Consider the following 21,543-nt stretch of genomic DNA (forward strand, 5'->3'; position numbering starts at 1 on the left):
CGCTCCTCGGTGCGCTTCTGCGCCTGCGCCAACTCCTCGACTCGCTCCTCGGTGCGCTTCTGCGCCTGCGCCAACTCCTCGACTCGCTCCTCGGTGCGCTTCTGCGCCTGCGCCAACTCTTCGACGACAAGCTCCAGCCGGGTCAGCCGCTCCTCCGACCGTTTCTGGGCCTGCGCCAACTCCTCGACTCGCTCCTCGGTGCGCTTCTGCGCCTGCGCCAACTCCTCGACGACGCGCTCCAGCCGAGTCAGCCGCTCCTCCGACCGTTTCTGCGCCTGCGCCAGCTCGGCCACCGCTGCGCTCAACGCCTCAAAATCCTGGCGACGCACCGCATACTGCTCGCGCATGTCCCGCTGAAGCGTCTCGATGAGCTCCAGCATAGGGTACTGGATATCCTGGGGAAGTTTACGAATAATCGACGCGTAGGTCATTTTCTTTTTGCCAGAGCAAATGATGCGCGATGGTACTGGCGCCCTGTATGCGCAACTCCTCGCTGCGCTTCCTCGAATTCGCCAAGACCTTGTGGTCCAATCGAGAACTTATGGCCGGGAGCCACACCCGCTGCCTGCCAACGATTTACTCAATCCGCTCTATCGATTGCCAGGTTCAACAGCGTAACTTCTATAACAAAGCGCACCTTTTTGTCCATTATAACCCGGTCGAGGTTTCTCAGAAAAATTGTTCGTCCCTCTCCTCAGCCTCCTGCAGCAATCCAACAAGATGCAAACAACTTGCTTTCACGCTCAGGTGGAAAGAGCGCCTTGCTCCAACAGGTTGCGCACCGCCGCCAACGAAGGCTCAACTGCGTGCGCCGCTCCGGCGACCTCCATGGCTGCGCGCACATCCTTCAGGCCGCTGCCGGTGTTGATGACGACAATCGTTTCCTCTTTGTGCACCAATCCATCCCGGCGCGCCTGTAAAAGACCTGCATAGGCTGCGGCGCCGGCGGGTTCGGCGAAGACGGCGCCGAACCGCGCCAGCGGCAAGATCGCCTGTAGAATCGCCTCGTCCTCCACCAGGACAAATGCGCCGCCGGTCTGACGCACTGCGTTCAGCGCCTTGATCGGGTCGCGCGGAGCGTCGACGCTGATGCTGTCGGCGCGCGTGGCGGCGCGCACAGGCTCTGGAATTTCTGCACCGCTGCGCCAGGCGTTGTACAGAGCCGGGCTGCGCGCAGATTGCACGCCAAAGAGGCGCGGCATTCGGTCGATCCATCCCAGCGTCAACAGATCCTTGAACCCCTTGTGCACACCGCCGATGATGCACCCGTCTCCGACCGAAACAAAGACCGCATCGGGCGCCTTCATCGGAGCTTTCGCCTCGGTCTGTTCGGCGAGCTGCAGCGCAATCTCATACGAAACGGTCTTCTTCCCTTCGGTCATGTAGGGATTGTAACCGGTGCTGCGATTATACCAGCCGAACTCCAGGCACGCCTTGGTGCAAAGGTCGAACGCCTCGTCATAGCTCCCGTTCACCGCCAGCACGATGCTGCCGTAGACGAGGAGCTGTGCGACTTTGGCCGGCGGCGCGCTCTGGGGCACGAAGATCACCGTGCGTTGTCCTGCGGCGGCGGCCAGGGCCGCAAGCGCAGCCGCAGCGTTGCCGGTGCTGGCCGTCGCCACGATCGGGCGAGACTCCGCCTGTGCGCGCGCCACTGCGATCGCCGACGCTCGGTCTTTAAATGAGGCGCTGGGGTTGCGGCCGTCATCCTTGATCCAAAGATTGGGAAGACCCGTTTCATGGCGCAGTCGCGGGACAGAGAGGAGCGGAGTGCCTCCTACCGGCAAGGGCGGCAAACTCTGGCGGCCAGCGATGGGGAGCAGCGGCCAAAAGCGGCCGATCGATGGATCTGAGTCCAGGCGCATCCGTTCGGGATCGGTGACGCGAGCGATCGCTGTGTAGTCATACGAGACATCCAGGGTGCCCAGGTCGCTGCCGCGATTGGAGCGGCAGGGACACACGTACTCGATTGCGCCTGGCGCATACTCTTTGCCACAACGCAGACAGCGCAATGTTTTGACGAAATATGGCTCAATCAATTCAGAGCGCACTGACTCTTGACCCATCGCGGCCTCCAATTCAATATGAATATAACTTGACGCTTTGCAAGCAAATCGTTAAGACAATCTTCCTCGCACCGTTTTACACTGCAATCAAATGCAATCAAAATTAAAAAGCTCAATTCCGCATCGATTATAGCGCAACGCCCCACTCTTTGAGGGTGTAAACGTCCCTTTGCCGGAGGTGCGCCGCAATTGGTATGAAAACAATAGACATTTTGCGACATCTGTGGGATAATCCCAGTGAATTTGTTTGAGAGAAGGGAGAAAGTGTGCATGGCAAAGTCTGGACGGTATCCAAGTTATACGACGTGCGTCGCCCGCGCGCTGAGCGCCTCGACGGAACCGCTCTCGATCGACGCCTTGCTCTTGACGGTGAGTCGTGAGCGCCCGCTCGGGAAAGGGGCTCGCCACGAGATTTATCGGGCGATTCGAAAGTTGTATCAGGCTGTGCCGGTGGCGCCAAGTCAGTTCGGTTGGCTGTCGCATCTTCTGCAATACAGCACATTCCGCCATCAACTGACAGCCGAAGAAGTGCGGCGCGGCTATTTGCTGCTGGATGAGCTGGAGCATGCCGTCTTTTTCCCGCAATTCTTTCAGGACCATCGCGCAGACGTGCGCCGCATCACCGTCGAGTTGATGGGTGGTCCGACGCTGGCTGCTGAGCTGGCCGTCGAACGGAAGATCTGGTCGCTGCGTCTGGGCGTAGAATTTGCCGAATGGATCGATGCGCTGGGCGGGCAGAGCCAGGACGATATCTTAATCCTGGTTCAGGATGCGGTGGAAGGGCGCTACATGATGCGCCTTCAGCCTCGCGAGAGCCGCGACGAGGCCGCCATCCGCGAACAGAACATCCGGCTTGCGATGGCGGCGGAGGAGCTGGTGGCTTCTTCTCGTCGCTCCGACAAAGTCATGCCGGTTTGGGAGCTTGCCGCTCTTTTGATCGGCCGCAATCTCTATCGGGGCCCGATTCCGCCCGACGACTTGCACATGGTGCTTCATCAATATAGCGCACTGCGCCTCTCTGAGGATGGTTCTGGCTATCTGCTTGACCCGCGCGGCGCCGTCAAAAAGACGAAAATGATGGCTGTTCGCAATCCCACCAGCCCGGAGCGTCGTTCGCCTGATCAATCGGAAGACGCGCTGGTCGATTTCGACGCCATCCTTTCTGCGTCAGAATTCAAATTCGACGATCCAGACGCATGGCTCGATAATGACGAGGAGTTCTTCGACATGGAGAGCGAAGAGGACACCTGTCCCGACTATGAATCGTACCTGGCGGCGCACCGCATGGCCGAGGGAACGGAAGAGGCGCTTTCCCATTCTGACTATCACTTGCTCGAGGCGGAGCTTGAGATGCTGCTTGGGCTGGAGCAGGAATTTGGCTACTTGCTGCCCGAGCAAAGCAAGCGCGTCGACGATCTGGCTGAACGCCTCTTCATCGATCTAGAGTCCTTTCGCTCTGAAATTGAGGATTACGAAGACGATGAGGACGATGGATTTGATGAGTCCGACGACGGCGCATGGTTCTGGAAGAATTGATCTCTTTTCCATTAACTAGAGCCTGTGCTTCATCCGCTTCGCCGCATTTCTCCGTTCGTCTAGTTGAACAGACCACAGGCGCTTCTTGTGGTCTGTTCTTCTTTTGATTCAATAGCTTTCATGAACAAGCCGGTCAACTGCCGTTTCTTTTACGGCGATTATTTTCGAGGCAAAAACAAAGAGGAATGCCGGCTGCTCGCCGCCAACCCGGAAAATAAAATCGCTTGGAAGCGCAGTCACTGTGATTCCTGTCCGGTTCCGGAGATACTGATTTCCAGCAATAGCCGCGAGTTGGCGCTTGAAGCGACGATCGTCAGAAAGTTCTTGCGTAGTCAGGTGGAGGTGACCTTCGCCGTCTGCACCAGGCATATGATAGAGCTTTCCGATCCACGCTATTGTCCCCGGTGCGCGGCGGAGCAGAACCAACGCGAGGGAGAAGACGCATGAAACGGGCCTTTGTGCTGAGCGGCGGCGGTTCCTTGGGCGCCATGCAGATCGGCGCATTGCGTCTGTTGCTGGAAAAGAATATCACGCCCGACATCGTCGTCGGCTGCTCCGCCGGCGCTCTGAACGCTTCCTTTCTGGCCATCGCCCCGACTCTCGGCGAGATCGAGCGGGCGGAACAGGTGTGGCGCAACGTCACCACCGATCGCGTCTATCCGGGTTCAAAGCTTCAGGTTTTCTGGCGCCTGATCACCGGCCAGGACAGTCTGTACGACAATCGCCGTTTCTACGCCTTTCTGCAGGAGAGCGGCTGCTCGCCCTCTCTCACCTTTGGCGACCTCCGCGGCGCCCGCCTGTACGTGACCGCCATGCATCTGACCACCGGCAGGCTGCACGTCTTCGGCGACAACCCGCATGACCTCGTGCTCGACGCTCTGATGGCCAGCACAGCCCTGACGCCGCTGCATCCACCCTGGGAGATCAACGGCGAGCGCTATGTGGATGGCGGCACGGTGACACCGCTGCCGCTGCGCGTAGCCCTGGAGCGAGGCGCCACAGAGATCTATGCCCTGCATCTGCATCGACCCAACGCCGAACCCTTGCAAAAGCGGCTGCGCGGAGTTGCAGACCATATCAATCACGCCGTCTCCACCATGCTGCGTCAGCAGGCCGATCACGACCTCCATCTGGCGGAGGCGGCGCGCCGCGTGCGTCTGCACTATCTTCCCTTATGGACGGACGACCCGATCGAGCCGACGGACTTCAGTCACTCGGCCGCCTTGATCGAGCAGGGCTACGAGCGCGCGGCGGCGCTCATGCAGAAAGGGGATTCCGCCACACTGGTGAATGGCGAGACGGCCGGCGCACCCTGGTGGCGCCAATGGATGCATCTCTTCCTGGGTCAACAGCGGCGCAACCAGATGAGCAAGGCGTAAAATTACATTTCCAACGGTTTGCCCGCTTTGATCACCGCCGCCACGAGGTTATCTCCCAGCCAGTAGGCCAGATGACGATAATCAGGCGCATCGACGACCAGCAGATCCGCCTGCTTTCCGACTTCCAGCGAGCCGAGGCGGTCGCCCAGGCCGAGGGCGTGCGCCGCGTTGAGGGTGACGGCGTTGAGCGCCTCCGCAGGCGTGAGCCGCTGATAGCGACAGGCGATCGCCATCACCAGCGGCAGGGAGAGGATCGGTGCAGAACCGGGGTTGAAGTCGGTCGCCAGCGCAACCGCCGCGCCCGCCTCCACCCAACGACGCGCCTGAGCAAAATGATGGCTGCCCAGGTGGAAATTGACGCCCGGCAACAGCACTGCGATCGTCTGCGAAGCCGCCAGCGCCGCCATCTCTTCCGGCGGCGTTGCGTCCAGATGGTCGGCGGAGATGGCGTCAAGCTCGGCAGCCAGTCGTGCGCCGCCGAGCGAAACGAACTCATCGGCGTGAATTTTGGGACGCAACCCGATCTTCAGACCGGCCTCCAACACCCGCCGCGACTGAGCGAGATCGAAAACGCCTTGTTCACAAAAGACGTCGTTGAACACAGGAACGCCGAGTGCGTTGAAAAGCGAAGCGTTGCGCCATGCCGCCACCGCCGGCAACATCTCCTCACAGACCAATGCAATATAACCGTCCGGGTCGCCGATGAACTCCGGCGGCAACGCATGCGCGCCCAGAAAGGTGGGAACGATATCTTGCGGCGCGGCGACGGCCAACTGCTCGATGGCCGCCAGAATTTTCAGCTCGCCAGCTGTGTCCAGGCCATACCCGCTCTTGATCTCAACCGTCGTCGTGCCCAGGCGCGCCATGGCGTAGAGACGGCGCCGCCCCAGCGCCACCAGTTCGTCGAGCGAAGCCGCACGCGTGGCGCGCATGGTCGAGAGGATGCCTCCACCTGCGGCCAGCAGCTCCTGATAGGAAGCGCCGGCCAGCTTACGCTCGAACTCGTCGACGCGATCGCCGGCGAACACCAGATGCGTGTGGCAGTCCACAAAGCCCGGACAGATGATCTTGCCGGCGACGTCCATATGAACGCGGCTGCGAAAGCGGCTTTGCAGCTCCGCCGTGGGCCCAACCGCTGCAATTCGCCCATCGTCGACGGCGACTGCGCCGCGCTCGATAACCCCAGCATCCGCCAGAGCGGCGCCCCGTTTTGGCCCTGGACCTGCACAGGTGACCACCTGCGCGGCGTTCACCAGCAAGAGATCGACAATTTCGGTCATGGCGTCTCCCTTATGCGTCGAGCATGGCGTCCACTTCCAGCAGAGCGGCCAACAGCGCGCGACCAGCGTTGATGCAATCGTGCGGCTGCGTCCACTCCTCCGGCGCATGGCTGACGCCCTGCTCGCTGGGCGCAAAGATCATGGCGTAGGGACAGATCGCCGCCAGGTTCATGGCGTCGTGGCCGGCGCCGCTGGGCAGGCGCATCGTGCGCAGACCCAGCGCCTTGCAGCCTCGTTCGATGGCCGCCATTAGATTCGGGTCGGCCAGGACCGGCTCCTTACGATGGCCAAAATGCAGCCTTCCCTCGCAGCGCGCCGCCTCCGCCGCCAGAATCGTCTCCACCCGATCGAGCACAGCGTCGTCCAGCCCGCGAATCTCGACGTCCAGCGTCACGCGGCCGGGGACCACGTTGGGCGCATTGGGATGCACCTCGATCCGCCCCACCGTGCCGACGATGCCATGCGCCACCGCAGCATCGCGCACTGCGAGGATGAACGGCGCAGCCATCACCAGCGCATCGCGACGACGCGCCATGTCCGTCGTGCCGGCGTGGTTGGCCTGCCCCTGGAAGTGAACGTAATAGCGCCGGATGCCGACGATGCCCTCCACAACGCCGATTGGAACGCCGGCGCACGCCAATCGCTCTCCTTGTTCGATGTGCAATTCCAAAAACGCGGCAATGGGCATGGGTGGACGATTGGCGATCATGGCGGCGACGTCGAAGCCACGGTCGGCGAGCAGGGCGGCGGTCGAGCGGCCGTCCCAGCCCGGCCCGTCGAGGGCCGTCTGCGTCAACCCGCCGACGAAGGAGAGACTGCCGGTGGGGCTGGCGCTGGTGGTCGCCTCCTCGGCGGCGAAGTCGATCAGCAACAGCGGATGGCGCAGTTGGACGTCCTGGCTGCGCAGCGTGCGCACGCAGGCAAGCCCGGCCAGCACGCCGAGCGCACCGTCGAACTTGCCGCCGCCGGGCACGCTGTCGGTGTGCGAACCGATCGCTAAGGCGGGCAACGCCTCGCCGCCGGGCAGATAGCCGATGACGTTGCCCGCCGGATCGATCCACGCCTGCATTCCCAGCGCCTGCATCTGCGCCAGCACCCATCGCCGCGCCTCGAGATCAGTGTCGCTGTAAGCCATGCGCTGCAACCCTGCTCCAGGCTTCCACCCGATGGCGCCGAGCGCGTCGAGTTCGGCCAGCAGCTGCTCGCCGTCGAAAGCAGCAACCAATGAGCGAATTCTTTCAGGTTTAATATTATGTAAATTATTTAAGGACACCCCGTCCTCCATTCCCGTAGGCGCTGCTCGTAGCTGCGCCTCCTCAGATTACCCAAGACCTTGCGTATCATGATCAGATGCTCGCCAATCCGAGCGCAATGCGCCCGCGCTCTTTATCCACACTCGCCACTTCCACCTCGATCACATCGCCGACGCTCAGCCGCTCGCCCACCGGCAGCTGCGAACGATGCAACAACCCATCCTGCTTGACGCCGATGTCCACAAACGCGCCGAAGTCAACGACGTTGCGCACCACGCCGCGCAGCCGCATGCCGACGACGAGGTCCTCCATGGAAAGCACGTCGCTGCGCAGGATGGGAGGCGGCGCGTCCTGGCGCGGATCGCGGCCAGGACGCACGATTTGCTCCAGAATGTCGGCCAGCGTCGGCTCGCCGCAGCCAAGCTCCTGCGCCAGCGCAGGCAACGGCTTGCGCTCCAGCAACGCATCCAGCGCCGCCTGCCGCTCTGCGACCGGTGCGCGCATGTCGACGCCCGCCAGCTTGAGCACCCGCCGCGCCGTGGCGTAGCTTTCCGGATGAATGGCGCTGGCGTCGAGCGGTTCTTCGCCGTTGCGCACGCGCAAGAAGCCCGCCGCCTGCTCGAAGGCTTTCGGCCCCAGGCCGGCGACCTTCTTCAGCGCCGCGCGCGTGGGAAAGGGGCCATGTTCGTTGCGGTGCGCCACGATGCTCGCCGCCAGCTTCGGCCCGACGCCGGCCACGTAGGTCAGCAGCGCAGGCGAGGCGGTGTTGACGTCTACGCCCACCTGGTTGACGACGCTCTCCACCACGCCGTCGAGCGCAACGGCCAGGGCTTTCTGGTCAACGTCGTGCTGGTAGAGTCCGACGCCGATCGATTTGGGATCGATCTTGACCAGCTCGGCCAGCGGATCGAGCACGCGGCGCGCAATGGAGACCGCGCCGCGCATGCTCACGTCGAGATCGGGCAGCTCGGCGCGGGCGAGCGGGCTGGCGCTGTAGACGCTGGCGCCGGCTTCGTTGACGATAAGATAGCGAAGGGACGGCGCTCCCGACCCACGCAGATCGGTGCGGCCGCCGTTGTGTTGCGCCTCTTCCCATTGTCGGATCAACTCGGCGACCAGATGCTCTGTCTCTCGAGACGCCGTGCCGTTGCCGATGGCGATCAGCGTCGCCCGATGGCGTCGAACCAGATCGGCGAGCAACGCCAGCGCCTCGCGGCGTTGATGCTGCGGCGGATGCGGATAGAGGGTGGCCGTCTCCAGGAGCTTGCCGGAAGGATCGACGACCGCCACTTTGCAGCCGGTGCGATAGCCCGGATCGACGCCGATGACGACATGCCCCGCCAGCGGCGGCTGGGTGAGCAGACCACGCAGGTTGGCGGCGAAGACGCGGATGGCGTGCGTCTCGGCCATTTCCGTCAAGGCGTTGCGCACATCGCGCTCAATGGCGGGCAACAACAGCCGTTTGGCCGCATCCTCGGTCGCCAGCCGGAGCTGCTCCGCCCACGGCGAGAGCGGATGATCGGGGAAGACCTTGTGAATCGCCTGCCGCCAGTCGCGCTCCGGAATCTCGACGCGCACACGCAGCACTTTCTGCCGCTCACCACGGTTGATAGCCAACACCTGATAAGGCTTGAGCCGGTCGATGCGACAGGTGAAGTCGTAATAGAGCGCATAGACGCCCTTCTCATCGACGGCGTCCTCGATGCGCGCAGCGGCAAGGGTGGCGAAACGCATCGCCTTGTCGCGCGTCTGGCGACGCACTTCGGCGTCGTCGCTGATCGTCTCGGCGACGATGTCGCGAGCGCCGGCCAGCGCGTCTTCGACGGTGGGAACGGCGTCGCTCACAAACGGCTGCGCAGCGCTTTCGGGAGTCTCGCCTCTGCGCGGCTGCGCCAGGATAAGATCGGCCAGCGGCTGCAGACCCCGTTCCCTGGCGATGCCGGCGCGCGTGCGGCGCTTCGGGCGATAGGGCTGATACAGGTCTTCAAGCGCGGTCATCGTCTCGGCGGCGAGAATCTGCTCCTCCAGCGCGGGCGCAAGCTTGCCCTGCTCGCGGATGGAGGAGAGGATCGTCTCGCGGCGTTCATCAAGGTTGCGCAGCGAGGTCAACGTCTGTTCGATGGCGCGCAGTTGCTCTTCATCCAGCCCGCCGGTGGCCTCCTTGCGATAGCGGGCGATGAACGGCAATGTTGCACCTTCGTCGAGCAGTTGAACGGCGGCGGCGACGCTGCGCTCCGGCAGGTTGAGCTTCGCCGCAATACGGGCGGGATAAGAATTCGGATTCGCAGACATGGTCGTTATGGACAGATTCCCTCAGGCAAACGATGGCATCGGTGATTCATTGCAAACGGTTTGTATTTGTAGTGATGCAGTAACGCAAAGGCGCAAAGATCCAAAGACGCAAGAAGGATTTTCGCACAAAGGCGCAAAATTGTCAGAGAAAGGGTATTGACATGCGCTCCTAAAGAGGTTGTATAATCTGGGAGGAACACGTCAGCCGCTCTTTCCTTCCCATTGCACAATCGTCTGTTCCTCAAAGGAGAAGCCCCACCATGAAGCCCAGCAGATTTATCCATCTTCTATTGTTGATCACCATATTGCTCTCTTTTACGCCGCTGGCAGAGGCTGCGCCGGCGACGCCGCAGGCGCTGCAACAAGAGTCGCCGGAGAACGACGCAAGCGCACGGTTGTATTTACCGGCCGTTCAGACCGCCGCAGTTTCCGCATCGACCCTCTTCTCCGCCTCGCACACGCCCGCGCCCACCAGCGTGACGGTGGCCGGCAGCTTTCAGAGCGAGCTGGGCTGTCCTGGCGACTGGCAGCCGGAGTGCACGGTCACCTGGTTGACCTTCGACGCCAACGACGACGTGTGGCAGGGAGCCTTTCCGATTCCGGCCGGCGCCTGGGAATACAAAGCGGCGCTCAACGGCGGTTGGGACGAGAACTACGGCGCCAACGCCCAACGCAATGGCCCCAACATTCCGCTGACGCTCGCAGAAGCCGCCTCCGTCAAGTTCTACTATGACCACAAGACACACTGGATCACCGACAACCGCAACAGCGTCATCGCCACCGTCCCCGGCTCCTTCCAGAGCGAAATCGGCTGTCCGGGCGACTGGCAGCCCGACTGTCTGCGCTCGTGGCTGCAAGACCCGGACGCCGACGGCGTCTACACCTTCAGCACGAGCCAAATTCCGCCGGGCGACTACGAAGCGAAGGTCGCCATCAATGAAAGCTGGGATGAAAACTATGGCCAGGGCGGCGTCCCAGGCGGCCCCAACATTCCCTTCAGCGTGCCCGCCAATGCCACAGTGCACTTCAGCTACAGCCATATCACCAGGCTGCTCACCATCAGCGTGCAGACGGGCGAATCTGCGCCGGACAACAACGTCGAGTATTTCGGCCTGGGCCACAACTCGCACGACACCCTCTATCGCACCCCCTTCGGGGCCGTCAACCCCGGCGATACGGTGACGCTGCGCTTCCGCACCTACGCCAACGACGTGACCGGCGTGCGCATGCGCGTCTGGAGCACCGCCGCCAACGCGCAGTCGTTCATCAACATGGAGCGCGTGGCGAGCGGCGTCTCTTGCTACGACCCGGCGCAGGAGGACAGACGCTGCGACTTCTGGCAGGCGACGCTCACGCCTGACGTCCCCACCACGCTCTACTATCGTTTCATCGTCCAGGATGGAACGGCCACGGCCTACTACGACGACGATGATTTCCGCAACGGCGGCTGGGGCGAGGCGCGGCCAAGCCTGCGCGACAACAGCTACGCCATCACCGTCTTCGACCCCGACTTCCAACCCATCCCCTGGATGCAGAACGCTGTCGTTTACCAAATCTTCCCGGATCGCTTCCGCGATGGCCGCGCCAACAACAACCCCAAAGGCAACGAGCCGCGCTACGGCTATCCGCCCGAACCGCTCGACCAGATCATCGTCAAACGGTGGGGCGACCTGCCTGAAGGCTACTGCCGACACTATCAGTCGCCGGCGCAACCCTGCACCGAGGGCCCGCGCGGCCGCGACTACTTCGGCGGCGACCTGCGCGGCGTCATGCAGCGCCTCCAATATCTGAAGGCGCTCGGCGTCACCGTCATCTACTTGAACCCGATCTTCGAGGCCGGCTCCAACCACGCCTACGACACGCAGGACTATTACCAGATCGACAAATTTTTCGGCGACAATCAGGAGTTCCAGCAACTGGTGCGTCTGGCCGAGCAACAGGGCATCCGCATCGTGCTCGACGGCGTCTTCAATCACGTCTCATCCGACAGCCCCTATTTCGACCGCTATCGCCGCTTCGCCACCCTCGGCGCCTGCGAGAGCGTCGATTCGCCCTATCGCGCCTGGTTCACCTTCCGACCTCAGGCGGGCGGCCCGTGCGCCGGGCCAGATGGCCCCAACACCATGACCTACGACGCCTGGTTCGGCTTCGACAGCCTGCCCGTGTTGAACAAGTACAACCCCGAGGTGCGCAACCTGATCTACAACGCGCCGAACGCCGTAGCGCGCTATTGGCTCAACCTGGGCGCAGCCGGTTGGCGGCTCGACGTGATGGGCGATCCTTCCTTCCCACCGGACTTCTGGCCGGCCTTCCGCCAGGCGGTGAAGGCAACCCGGCCCGACGCGCCGATCATCGGCGAGCTGTGGAAGAAGTTCGAGGTACTGCCCAAAGTGCTGGGCGACACCGCCGACACCGCCATGAACTATCGCTTCCGCAACGCCATTCTCGGCTTCTTTGGCCGCGTCGACGACAAGGGCTTCCCCGACGACGGCCAGAGCGACCAGCCGCCCAGCCTCTTCGCCGAAAAGCTGATCTCGGTGCGCGAGGACACTCCCGACGCCGCCTATTACACGATGCTCAACTTGCTGAGCAGCCACGACACGCAGCGCATCCTCTGGGCGCTGACGCCGGGCGCGCGCAACCGCGAGGAACGCGAATTCAACGCCGCCAACGTCGCCGAAGGCAAGCGTCGCCTGATGCTGGCGGCCGCGGTGCAGATGACCCTTCCCGGCGCGCCCACCATCTACTACGGCGACGAGATCGGTCTCACCGGCGACGATGACCCCGATGACCGTCGCACCTTCCCATGGAGCGGCGTCGGCCCGGCGGGCGCCGGCGGCGACCCGTTGCTCTTCCGCCATTTTGCCGCACTCACCCACCTGCGCCGTCAGAACCCGGTCTTCCGCTACGGCGAGCTGAGCTTTCTGCTCACCGACGACGTCAACCGCACGCTGGCCTACTTGATGCGCACGCCTGACCAAGGCGCCGTGGTGGCCATCAACCGCAATACGACGCCGCAGACGCTGGCCGTTCCCCTCGACGGTCGCCTGCCCGCCAACGTTGCGCTCTACGATGCGCTCAACCGCGTGCCGCAGTTGCCGCCGACGGTCTACACAGCCTCGGACGGCGTGCTCACCCTGAGCATGCCCGCCATGAGCGCGCTGGTGCTCCTGCCCATGCCTGGCCAGGATTTGGTTGCGCCCGCCGCGCCCGCCAATCTCACGGCGACGGCCGGCGACCGCCAGGTCACGCTCGCCTGGAGCCCGGTGAGCGACGCCGCAACCTATCGCATCTATCGCAGCCCGGTCACCGGCGGCGGCTACGTCCTGGTCGGCGAGACGACGGGAACGAGCTATGTCGACGCCGGCCTGGAAAACGCCAGAATCTACTACTACGTGGTGAAGGCGGTCGACGCTGCGGGCAACGTGGGCGCAGCCTCGAATGAAGCGTCGGATGTACCCAGCTACCCGATCGGCTGGGCCAATCTCCAGTGGCCGCCGACCATGGAGCACACGATCAGCACGGTCAACCGCACGCCGACCGCCTACGGTCAGGTCTGGATCGACGGCGTCACCAACCAGCCCGGCCCCACTCCCGGCCTGCAGGCGCAGCTCGGCTTTGGCCCGGCGGGCAGCAACCCGGCGAGCGACGCCGGCTGGTCGTGGGTGGACGCCGTCTTCAACGTCGATGTGGGCAACAACGACGAGTTTATGGCCAGCCTGCTGCCCGACGCCGTGGGCAGCTATGACTACGTCTATCGCTACAGCACCAACGGCGGGCGCACCTGGCTCTACGCCGACCTCAACGGTCCGGTTCCAACCGGCGCGGCGCCTTCCAACCCAGGCCGATTGACGGTCAACCTTAGCGGCGACGCAACCCCGCCTTCGACGCCGGTCAACCTGCGCGTGCTGAGCGGCTCGCCCGCAGGCATCGAGCTGGCATGGGACGCCTCGACCGATGATGTGGCCGTGCACGGCTATGAGGTGCGGCGCAGCGACGCCTCGGGCGGCCCCTATACGACGCTGGCGCTCGTGGTCGGCGCAACGACCTACACGGACGCCGCTGTGGAGGAAAACCGCAGCTACTTCTACGTCGTGCGCGCAGTGGACACCTCCTTCAACCGCTCCGCCGACTCCAACGAAGTGCAGGGGACGGCTGCGCTGCGCACGGTGAGCGTGACCTTCAACGTCGCCACGCCGGCGACGACGCCCGCCGGCGCCACAGTCTACATTGCGGGCACGCTCAACCGCCTCGACGGCGGCTTGCCGGAATGGAACCCCGGCGGCGTCAGCATGACGCAGATCGGCCCCAACGCATGGAGCATCACCCTCACCGGTAAAGAGGGCGTGCAGATCGAGTACAAATACACCCTTGGCTCCTGGGACTTCGTGGAGAAGGGCGCTGCATGCGAGGAGCTTGCCAATCGGCAGCTCACCCTCGCCTATGGAGCCAACGGCCAACAGACGGTGAATGACGCGGTGCTCAACTGGCGCAACATCGCGCCGTGCGGCAACTGAGCAAACCTCCCTTGGATGCGCTGGCTGCCTTCAGAGGTTGTGTGCTTCTGAGGGCAGCCAGCATTGCTTTCTGGCGCCCGACGAAAAGCACCCGCAGGCGCATGTAGGTTTGGCCTCCACTTGGACCCTTCTCCGCAAAGAAACACTGACAAGCCGCCATGTCCGGCTGGCGGCCACAATGCCCAGGTGCAGCGCAATTCGGCTTCCGTCCGAACGCCCCTCTCAGGGCGTAGAAGCGCTTTGCAAATTCCCTCAGCGGCGGATCTTGCCCGGCAACAGATAAGGATAGGTGCGCCCGCGCCAGCGGTGCAGCTTTCGGTCGATGCGTCGCGCCGCCAGGTAGAAGCGCCAGATAAAGGCGTCTTCCCGGTAGTAGGCGTCAATCTCGCGTCGTTGCAACGGTTCGATTGGAAAAGGTTGCTCGGCGAAGAAGCGATTCGCTCGCTCGATCCAAGACGGGATCAGGTCGGGGCGGCCTTCCTTATGGAGATTGGCGATGAGGTCAATGACAATGCGGCGCAGGTCATAGTAGCGGTCGAGCACATCTTGCAAAAAGAAACGGCGCAGCGCCCAGCGCAGAAAGGAGGGCGCGCTGCGCAGAAAGAGCTCGGCGTTCAACTGCTCGACGCCTGCCCGCCGCATCAACGGCGTCGTGATGTCGAAGTAGCAGAGCGCCGACGGCGCATCCATCGCCTCGCCTATGATCGCCCAGTTGGAGATCTGGCCGTCGATGCCTAGCGCCCACGCTCCCGCCTGACATTGGTTGTAGCGCGCCACCTTTGCGATCTCGCGCAGTGCGCTTTCCAGGAGGCGTCCGGCGCCGTCTGCGTCCGCCGTCTGCACGCGCCGGTTGCCGATGGCGTCCCCCGGCAGGCGCCGTTGCACGAGATAGAGCACGTGGTGCGCGCCGCAACGCTGCTTCAACTGCACCAGACGACTCGGCGCCACCGTCAGCCCCGCTTCGGTCAGCGCCTCGATGTAACGTGCGAAGGCGCGGCGATACCCCTCGATCTCCGCCTCGCTGAGAAACATCGGCATGCGCTTATAGGCCAGCCCATCGTCGCCAATGGCGAGCACTGCGCTGATTTCGCCGTAGCCGAGCACCTGCGGCGGAATGGCGCTGCGCTCCAGATGCGCCAGGTTCAGCCCGGCCTCAAATTGTTCAAGGCGCTCTATATCTACAGGAAGTTGTTCGTTCATGGGGAGCGTGTTTCTATTTCGTGTTTTGTGCGAGCGCGTTGCGTGTTTCAATAACGCACGCAACACGCATCACGCAACACCCATCACCCACTGCGCAACATCACGGCCACCTGCGCCAGGGCGGCGTCGACGCGCTGAAGCAGCTCATTCGCCAGCGGGCGCTCGATGATCAGCGGAGGCAAAAACTGCGCCACGCGCGTGTCATTGGCAGCGTAGATCGACAGGAAGCCGTTGTCATAGGCTGCTTTCGTGAAAAGCGGGCCGCACGCAGGATGCACCATCTCGATGCCCATCATCAGCCCCTTTTGGCGCAGGCCGACGAGCACGCCGGCGTGACGGCGCTGCAGATCGACGAAACCGTCGGCGAAGACCTGCGCCATGGCCTGCACGTGCGCCAGGAAAGCCGGGTCGGCGCTGATCTCCAGCACCTTCAGCGCCACCGGGCAGCCGACCTCGGCGCCGCCGAAGGTGGAAATGTGGATGAACGGATCGGCGTGGAAGACGCGCTCCAGTTCTTTGCGCATCATGGTCGCCGCCATCGGATAGAGGCCGCCGGACAACCCCTTGCCGAGCAACAACATGTCGGGGACAATGTCGAAATGCTCATACGCCCACAGGCGACCGGTGCGCCCGAGGCCGGCCTGAATTTCGTCGAGGATCAACAGCGCGCCGTGCGCGTCGCAAAGGCGCCGCACCTGCGGAAGATACGCCGGCGCAGGGATCGGCATACCCAGCGTCGCCGGGATCGTCTCCAGGATCACAGCGGCGGCGTCTTCCACTTCGGCGGCCAGCGCGTCGACGTCATTGAAAGGAACCTGCACAAAACCGGGGGCGCGGGGGCCGAAGGGCGCAAAGTACTTCTCGTCCCCTGTAAACAGCGCAAAGCCGGTGTGACCGTGATAGCCGCCGCTGGCCGAAACGATCTTCTGTCGCCCCGTGTAGCCGCGCGCCACCTTGATCGCCAGGTCGGTCGCCTCGCCGCCGCCGACGGCGAAGACGGTGTACGTCAACCCCGGCGCCAGCTCGGCGAGCCGCGCGGCCAGGCGCGCCCGCGGTTCGCTGAGGAGATGATGGTTGCCGATGTCAAGCGTCTGCGCGCTTTCGATCAGCGCCTGCACAACGGCGGGGTGACGATGGCCAAGGTTGAAGACGCCGCCGTTGCAGTGGCAGTTGATGAGCCGCTTCTCGCCGTCGATGTCCCAGATGTACGGCCCCTCGCGGCGGCCCATGACAAACTCGATGCCCGCCCGGCGAAAAAAGGCCGCCTTGCCGGAGGAGACATGACGGGCGAATCGATCGATGACGGCGGATTTGTCTGTCGACATGGAGATTCCGTATTCACTGAATCCAATTCTCTGTCTTCCGTCTCACCCATTGCTGGCGAGCAATGTAGGGCAGGAAGATATTCGACATTATGGATCGCATGTCATGAATTCGTCAACGCATTATGTTCATTTTCCTTAGCAAATCATCTTTTCAATTGCACCATATCTTGCATTCCTCTAAACATCCCTGAGATTTGTTTGAATCTATTGACAAACAAACAAAAATAGCGTAGTATACAAACAAAATCAAACAACCCGACTTTCAATAACCATGCTTGCCGAAGAAAGACAACAGCAGATTTTGCTCACCTTGCACGAGCGCGGCGTCGTGTCGGTTGCTGAGCTGTGCGAACAACTGGGTGCGTCGGATATGACGATCCGCCGCGACCTGCTCGCTTTGGAGAGTAAAGGGCTATTGCGCAGGGTGCACGGAGGTGCGGTGAGCGTGCGCGACCGCAGCTATGAGCCTCCCTTTCTCGTGCGAAGTCGGCAACAGGCGGCGGAAAAAGCGCGCATCGCCGACGCAGCGCTCGCCTGCATCCAGGATGGCGACAGCATTGCGCTCGACGTCGGCACGACGACGCTGGAGATCGCCAGGCGGCTTGGCCGTTTTCACAACCTGACCATCGTCACGCCGAGCCTGCACATCGCCAACTTGCTGGCCAGCCGCCCGGGGAATCGCGTCATCGTCGCCGGCGGCGTCCTTCGCTATGGAGAGCTCTCGCTGGTCGGAAATTTTGCCGAGCGCATCTTTCAGGAGTTGTTCGTCGACAAGCTCTTCCTGGGCATCGCCGGCGTCGATCTGGAGGCCGGCCTGACCGAATACAACCTGGAGGACGCGCAGGTGAAGCGGGCGATGCTACGTTCGGCCAAGGAGTGCATCGTCGTGGCGGACGCCACCAAATTCGGCAACGTGGCCTTCGCCGCCGTAGCGCCCCTCAGCGCCGTTCATAAGCTCATCACCGACGCTGCGGCGGATGCAGGGATGGTGCAGCGGATTCGAGAACAGGGCGTCGAGGTGATCCTGGCATGAGGAGAACCTGCGGCTGCGAGCCGCAGCGCCGACGCTCTCTTCCCCCCTCTCCCACCCTTGGGAGAGGGGGCAGGGGGTGAGGGCCTTCCCACGGGTCTGCCGAGAACCTGCGGCTGCGAGCCGCAGCTACGGTGAAATCCGGGTGTGTTTGCGTAGCCGCAGCGCCGACGCTCTCCACCCCCTCTCCCATCCTTGGGAGAGGGGCAGGGGGTGAGGGCCGTCTCCCCCTCTCCCGCCCTTGGGAGAGGGGGCAGGGGGTGAGGGCCTTCCCACGGGTCTGCCGAGAACCTGCGGCTGCGAGCCGCAGCTACGGTGAAATCCGGGTGTGTTTGCGTAGCCGCAGCGCCGACGCTCTCCACCCCCTCTCCCATCCTTGGGAGAGGGGCAGGGGGTGAGGGCTGCTGCTGAGTCATTTTTCAATCAACATTAGAAAAGGACAGGACAAGTAATGTTGCTGAAAGAACTATTCGGCGTCGAAAAACCGGTGATTGCCATGACGCACTTCCCTCCGCTGCCCGGCACACCGCTGTACGACGAAAAGAAAGGCGTGGAGGGAATCCTGGAATCCGTTGCATCGGACGCCCGCATTCTGCTCGATGCGGGCGTGGACGCCCTGCTCTTTTGTAACGAGGGCGACCGTCCCTACGCGCTGAAGGCGGACTTCGAGGCGGTGGCGGTGATGGCGCGCGTGATCGCCGAAGTGGCGCCCAAGGATCGCCCCTTCGGCGTCGATTTCCTTTGGGACGCCAGGGCGCCGCTCGCCATCGCTCTGGCGACGGGCGCATCCTTCGTGCGCGAGGTCTTCACCGGCGTCTATGAGAGCGACATGGGGCTGTGGAACACCGACGCCGCCGCCCTGCTGCGCTATCGCCGTCAGATCGGCGCCAACCACGTGCGCGTTTTCTACAACGTCACGCCGGAGTTCGCCTCCCCGCTAGGAAGCCGCACGGTCGGGCAGAGGGCGCGTAGCGCAGTCGTCTCCTCGCTGGCGGACGCCATCCTGGTCTCCGGCGCCATGGCGGGCGCCGAGCCGGGCATCGACGCGCTGCGCGAAGCGAAGGAGGCCGTCGCCGATCTGGCGCCCGTGCTGCTCAACACCGGCGCGCGGGCCGACAACATCGCCCGCTATCTGGAGGTGGCCGACGGCGTGATCGTCGGCTCCAGCCTCAAGGTGGATGGCTACACCTGGAATCCGGTGGACCCGGAGCGGGTGCGCGTCTTCATGGACAAGGTGCGCGCCGTGCGTGCAGGGCTTGCCTGATTCAGGCGGCCATTCCTGTGGCATTGGGAGGGCAAGGATGGTTCTGCTGGGCATTGACATTGGCACCACCGCCACCAAAGTCATCGCGATCGATGCAGAAGGGCGTCTCCTGGCGGAGACCGAACGCCCCAGCGCGCTGCGCTCGCCGCAGCCCGGCTGGGCTGAGGAGGACGCAGAAGAGTGGTGGACCAATGTCTGTGCGGCCGTTCCCGCATGCCTGCGCTCTGCGCAAGTGAACGCAGAAGAAGTGGCCGCCGTGGGCGTCAGCGGCATGACGCCCGCCCTCGTGCTGCTCGATGCGCAGGGACGCGTCGTGCGCCCTTCCATCCAGCAGAACGACGCACGGGCGGTGAAGGAAATTGAGGAGTTCCGCAGCCGGACGGAGGAGAAGGACATCCTGCAGCGCACCGGCAGCGCCATCACGCAGCAGAGCATCGGGCCGAAGCTTCTCTGGCTGCGCCGGCATGAGCCGGAAACGATGGCGCAGGCCGTCCGCGTGATGGGCTCCTATGACTTCATCGCCCATCGCCTGACCGGCGCCTTCTCGATCGAACGCAACTGGGCGCTGGAAAGCGGCCTGTTCGATCTGCACACCGAAGATTGGGACGATGAGCTGTTGGCGCTTTCCACCATTTCGCGAACTTGGCTGGCCGCCCCGCGCTGGCCTGCCGAGATCGTCGGCGAGGTGACAAAGGACGCCGCCGACGACACCGGTCTAAAGGCCGGAACGCCTGTCGTCGCCGGCAGCGCCGACCATGTCGCCTCGGCTTTTTCCGCCGGCTTGAAGGCGGGGGGAGACTTGCTTGTCAAGCTGGGCGGCGCCGGCGACATCTTGTACTGCGTCTCCGAGCCGATCATCGACGCTCGTCTTTTCCTCGACTATCATGTCATCCCCGGCCTCTATCTGGTGAACGGCTGCATGGCCGCCAGCGGCAGCATCATCAAATGGTTTCGCAACGCCTTCGCACCCGAGACCGACTATGCTGCGCTCGACGCCGAGGCTGCTGCGCTGCCGCCCGGCGCCGAGGGGCTGGTGTTGCTGCCCTATTTTCTCGGCGAGAAGACGCCGCTGCACGACCCGCTGGCGCGCGGCACCGTAGTGGGGCTCACGCTCAGTCACACGCGGGCGCATCTTTTCCGAGCCATCCTGGAGGGGATCGGCTACGGCTTCTGTCACCATCTGGAGGTGCTGGCCGAGCGTGGACTGCGCGCCACGCGCGCACGCGTGACGAACGGCGGCGCGCGCTCCATGCTCTGGAAGCAGATCACGGCAGACGTATTGGGCCTGCCGCTGGAACAGATCGCCCGTCATCCAGGCTCGTCGCTGGGCGCCGCTTTCGTGGCGGGGATGGGCGTCGGCGCTTTTCGACGGTGGGAAGAGATCGAGCGTTACATCCAGATCGAGGGTGTGGTCGAGCCGAATCTAACCAACCATGCTCGCTATCGGGAATTCTTTCACCTGTATCGAGCCATCTACGAAGCGCTGAAGGATGTCTACCCTCGCCTGGCGGGTCTAGCTTCGTAAATTCTGATTGTCTGATTGTTTGTCACTCGATCGCAATCTTCTGGAAAGCCCTCGAGCTTTCCAGGAGAACAGCAGCAAAGGCGGACGACTATGCGACTGAAGGGAAAAAGGATCGCCATCACCGGCGCCGGTTCGGGAATCGGCAAAGCGACGGCTCTGGCGCTGGCGCGAGAAGGCGCAGCGCTGGCCGTGACGGACTTCAACATGGAATGGGCGCAGCAGACGGCCTCGGAAATTCGCGCGCAAGAAGGCGAGGCGACGGCGTGGCGGCTCGATGTGACCGACCAGGCCGAGGCGGAGCGCGTGCTGCAGGCGATCCTCGACCGGTATGGCCGGCTCGACGTCTGGGTCAACAACGCCGGCGTCTCGACCATGAACCGTTTCGTCGACCTCACGGAACGGGACTGGGACTACAACATGAACGTCAATGCCAAGGGCGTCTTCCTCTGCAGCCAGGTCGCCGCCCGGCGCATGATCGCCCAGGGAGGCGGCAAGATCATCAACGTCGCCTCGATGGCGGGCAAACGGGGCAACGCGCCCTTCCTGGCCCATTACGTCGCCAGCAAATTCGCCGTCATCGGCCTGACCCAGGCAATGGCGGGCGAGCTGGCGCCCTATGGAATCACCGTCAACGCCGTCTGTCCCGGCTACGTGCGCACCTCCATGCAAGAGCGAGAGGTGGAATGGGAAGCGCAGCTGCGCGGCGTTGCGCCCGAGGAAGTGCGCGCTCTGTACATCCAGGACACGCCGCTGCGACGCCTCGAAACGCCCGAAGACGTGGCGAAGGTGATCGTCTTTCTGGCCTCGGAGGACGCAGATTTCATCACAGGGGAGGCGATCAACGTCAACGGCGGCGCGTGGATGGATTGAAGCTAG

Annotated in this window: 14 protein-coding genes and 1 pseudogene; 8 read left to right on the forward strand and 7 right to left on the reverse strand. The window is 63.4% G+C overall.

What is annotated here, in order from left to right; translation table 11 throughout:
* Positions 1–380, reverse strand: a pseudogene (locus tag Q0367_RS05940) (hypothetical protein); the annotation flags it as partial.
* 363 nt (positions 381–743) lie between these two features.
* Positions 744–2,066, reverse strand: a complete 1,323-nt coding sequence (gene thrC / locus Q0367_RS05945; RefSeq protein ID WP_297635896.1) for a threonine synthase — start codon at positions 2,064–2,066, stop codon at positions 744–746.
* A 270-nt stretch (positions 2,067–2,336) separates the two neighbouring features.
* On the opposite strand from thrC, the gene Q0367_RS05950 reads away from it, so the two are divergent.
* From Q0367_RS05950 to Q0367_RS05960, 3 genes are all read left to right on the forward strand, one after another.
* The gene (locus tag Q0367_RS05950) at positions 2,337–3,602 is read left to right on the forward strand and encodes a hypothetical protein (protein WP_297635899.1); all 1,266 of its coding nucleotides are present in this window, start codon (positions 2,337–2,339) and stop codon (positions 3,600–3,602) included.
* Between the two features lie 120 nt (positions 3,603–3,722).
* A complete protein-coding gene (locus tag Q0367_RS05955; protein WP_297635902.1) occupies positions 3,723–4,049 on the forward strand; it encodes a hypothetical protein in 327 nt (108 codons plus the stop codon).
* A complete protein-coding gene (locus Q0367_RS05960; protein WP_298981222.1) occupies positions 4,046–4,981 on the forward strand; it encodes a patatin-like phospholipase family protein in 936 nt (311 codons plus the stop codon). The genes Q0367_RS05955 and Q0367_RS05960 overlap by 4 nt, the downstream gene beginning before the upstream one ends.
* Before the next feature lie 2 nt (positions 4,982–4,983).
* Here Q0367_RS05960 and hutI read toward each other — a convergent pair whose 3' ends face one another.
* The 3 genes from hutI to Q0367_RS05975 form a co-directional block, all read right to left on the reverse strand.
* Positions 4,984–6,261, reverse strand: coding sequence for an imidazolonepropionase (gene hutI, locus Q0367_RS05965; RefSeq protein WP_298981223.1), 1,278 nt, complete (start codon positions 6,259–6,261; stop codon positions 4,984–4,986).
* Positions 6,262–6,271: 10 nt separating this feature from the next.
* Complete coding sequence (locus tag Q0367_RS05970; protein ID WP_298981225.1) at positions 6,272–7,486, reverse strand: M20 family metallo-hydrolase; 1,215 nt, start codon at positions 7,484–7,486, stop codon at positions 6,272–6,274.
* Between the two features lie 121 nt (positions 7,487–7,607).
* Positions 7,608–9,806 carry a Tex family protein gene (locus tag Q0367_RS05975; RefSeq protein ID WP_298981226.1) on the reverse strand — a complete coding sequence of 733 codons (2,199 nt, stop codon included), beginning with the start codon at positions 9,804–9,806 and terminating at the stop codon, positions 7,608–7,610.
* A 260-nt stretch (positions 9,807–10,066) separates the two neighbouring features.
* Here Q0367_RS05975 and Q0367_RS05980 point away from each other — a divergent pair, with 260 nt between their 5' ends.
* Positions 10,067–14,323, forward strand: a complete 4,257-nt coding sequence (locus Q0367_RS05980) for an alpha-amylase family glycosyl hydrolase (RefSeq protein WP_298981227.1) — start codon at positions 10,067–10,069, stop codon at positions 14,321–14,323.
* Positions 14,324–14,575: 252 nt separating this feature from the next.
* On the opposite strand, the gene Q0367_RS05985 is transcribed toward Q0367_RS05980, so the two are convergent.
* Both Q0367_RS05985 and Q0367_RS05990 read right to left on the reverse strand, forming a co-directional pair.
* Positions 14,576–15,523 (reverse strand): DUF6206 family protein, encoded by a 948-nt coding sequence (locus Q0367_RS05985; protein WP_297635920.1) that lies wholly within the window; start codon positions 15,521–15,523, stop codon positions 14,576–14,578.
* A gap of 83 nt (positions 15,524–15,606) precedes the next feature.
* On the reverse strand, positions 15,607–16,848 hold the full coding sequence (locus Q0367_RS05990) for an aspartate aminotransferase family protein (RefSeq protein WP_297635930.1): 1,242 nt from the start codon (positions 16,846–16,848) through the stop codon (positions 15,607–15,609).
* Positions 16,849–17,119: 271 nt separating this feature from the next.
* On the opposite strand from Q0367_RS05990, the gene Q0367_RS05995 reads away from it, so the two are divergent.
* From Q0367_RS05995 to Q0367_RS06010, 4 genes are all read left to right on the forward strand, one after another.
* Positions 17,120–17,881: a DeoR/GlpR family DNA-binding transcription regulator gene (locus Q0367_RS05995; protein ID WP_298981228.1), complete on the forward strand. Its 762-nt coding sequence runs from the start codon at positions 17,120–17,122 to the stop codon at positions 17,879–17,881.
* 448 nt (positions 17,882–18,329) lie between these two features.
* Positions 18,330–19,142 (forward strand): BtpA/SgcQ family protein, encoded by an 813-nt coding sequence (locus Q0367_RS06000; protein WP_297635935.1) that lies wholly within the window; start codon positions 18,330–18,332, stop codon positions 19,140–19,142.
* 37 nt (positions 19,143–19,179) lie between these two features.
* Positions 19,180–20,667 (forward strand): FGGY-family carbohydrate kinase, encoded by a 1,488-nt coding sequence (locus Q0367_RS06005; protein WP_298981229.1) that lies wholly within the window; start codon positions 19,180–19,182, stop codon positions 20,665–20,667.
* 90 nt (positions 20,668–20,757) lie between these two features.
* Positions 20,758–21,537, forward strand: a complete 780-nt coding sequence (locus Q0367_RS06010) for an SDR family NAD(P)-dependent oxidoreductase (protein ID WP_298981230.1) — start codon at positions 20,758–20,760, stop codon at positions 21,535–21,537.
* Positions 21,538–21,543: the final 6 nt, after the last annotated feature.

Origin of the sequence: uncultured Caldilinea sp. (assembly GCF_937128415.1) — a bacterium.
Lineage (GTDB): Bacteria > Chloroflexota > Anaerolineae > Caldilineales > Caldilineaceae > Caldilinea.

Excerpts from the sequence above, each read along its gene's own strand:
- Q0367_RS06000 (WP_297635935.1), top strand. The coding sequence starts at position 18,330 with ATGTTGCTGAAAGAACTATTCGGCGTCGAAAAACCGGTGATTGCCATG.
- Q0367_RS05955 (WP_297635902.1), top strand. The coding sequence starts at position 3,723 with ATGAACAAGCCGGTCAACTGCCGTTTCTTTTACGGCGATTATTTTCGA.
- Q0367_RS06010 (WP_298981230.1), top strand. The coding sequence starts at position 20,758 with ATGCGACTGAAGGGAAAAAGGATCGCCATCACCGGCGCCGGTTCGGGA.
- Q0367_RS05980 (WP_298981227.1), top strand. The coding sequence starts at position 10,067 with ATGAAGCCCAGCAGATTTATCCATCTTCTATTGTTGATCACCATATTG.
- Q0367_RS05960 (WP_298981222.1), top strand. The coding sequence starts at position 4,046 with ATGAAACGGGCCTTTGTGCTGAGCGGCGGCGGTTCCTTGGGCGCCATG.
- Q0367_RS05975 (WP_298981226.1), bottom strand. The coding sequence starts at position 9,806 with ATGTCTGCGAATCCGAATTCTTATCCCGCCCGTATTGCGGCGAAGCTC.
- thrC (WP_297635896.1), bottom strand. The coding sequence starts at position 2,066 with ATGGGTCAAGAGTCAGTGCGCTCTGAATTGATTGAGCCATATTTCGTC.
- Q0367_RS05950 (WP_297635899.1), top strand. The coding sequence starts at position 2,337 with ATGGCAAAGTCTGGACGGTATCCAAGTTATACGACGTGCGTCGCCCGC.
- hutI (WP_298981223.1), bottom strand. The coding sequence starts at position 6,261 with ATGACCGAAATTGTCGATCTCTTGCTGGTGAACGCCGCGCAGGTGGTC.
- Q0367_RS05995 (WP_298981228.1), top strand. The coding sequence starts at position 17,120 with ATGCTTGCCGAAGAAAGACAACAGCAGATTTTGCTCACCTTGCACGAG.
- Q0367_RS05990 (WP_297635930.1), bottom strand. The coding sequence starts at position 16,848 with ATGTCGACAGACAAATCCGCCGTCATCGATCGATTCGCCCGTCATGTC.
- Q0367_RS05985 (WP_297635920.1), bottom strand. The coding sequence starts at position 15,523 with ATGAACGAACAACTTCCTGTAGATATAGAGCGCCTTGAACAATTTGAG.
- Q0367_RS06005 (WP_298981229.1), top strand. The coding sequence starts at position 19,180 with ATGGTTCTGCTGGGCATTGACATTGGCACCACCGCCACCAAAGTCATC.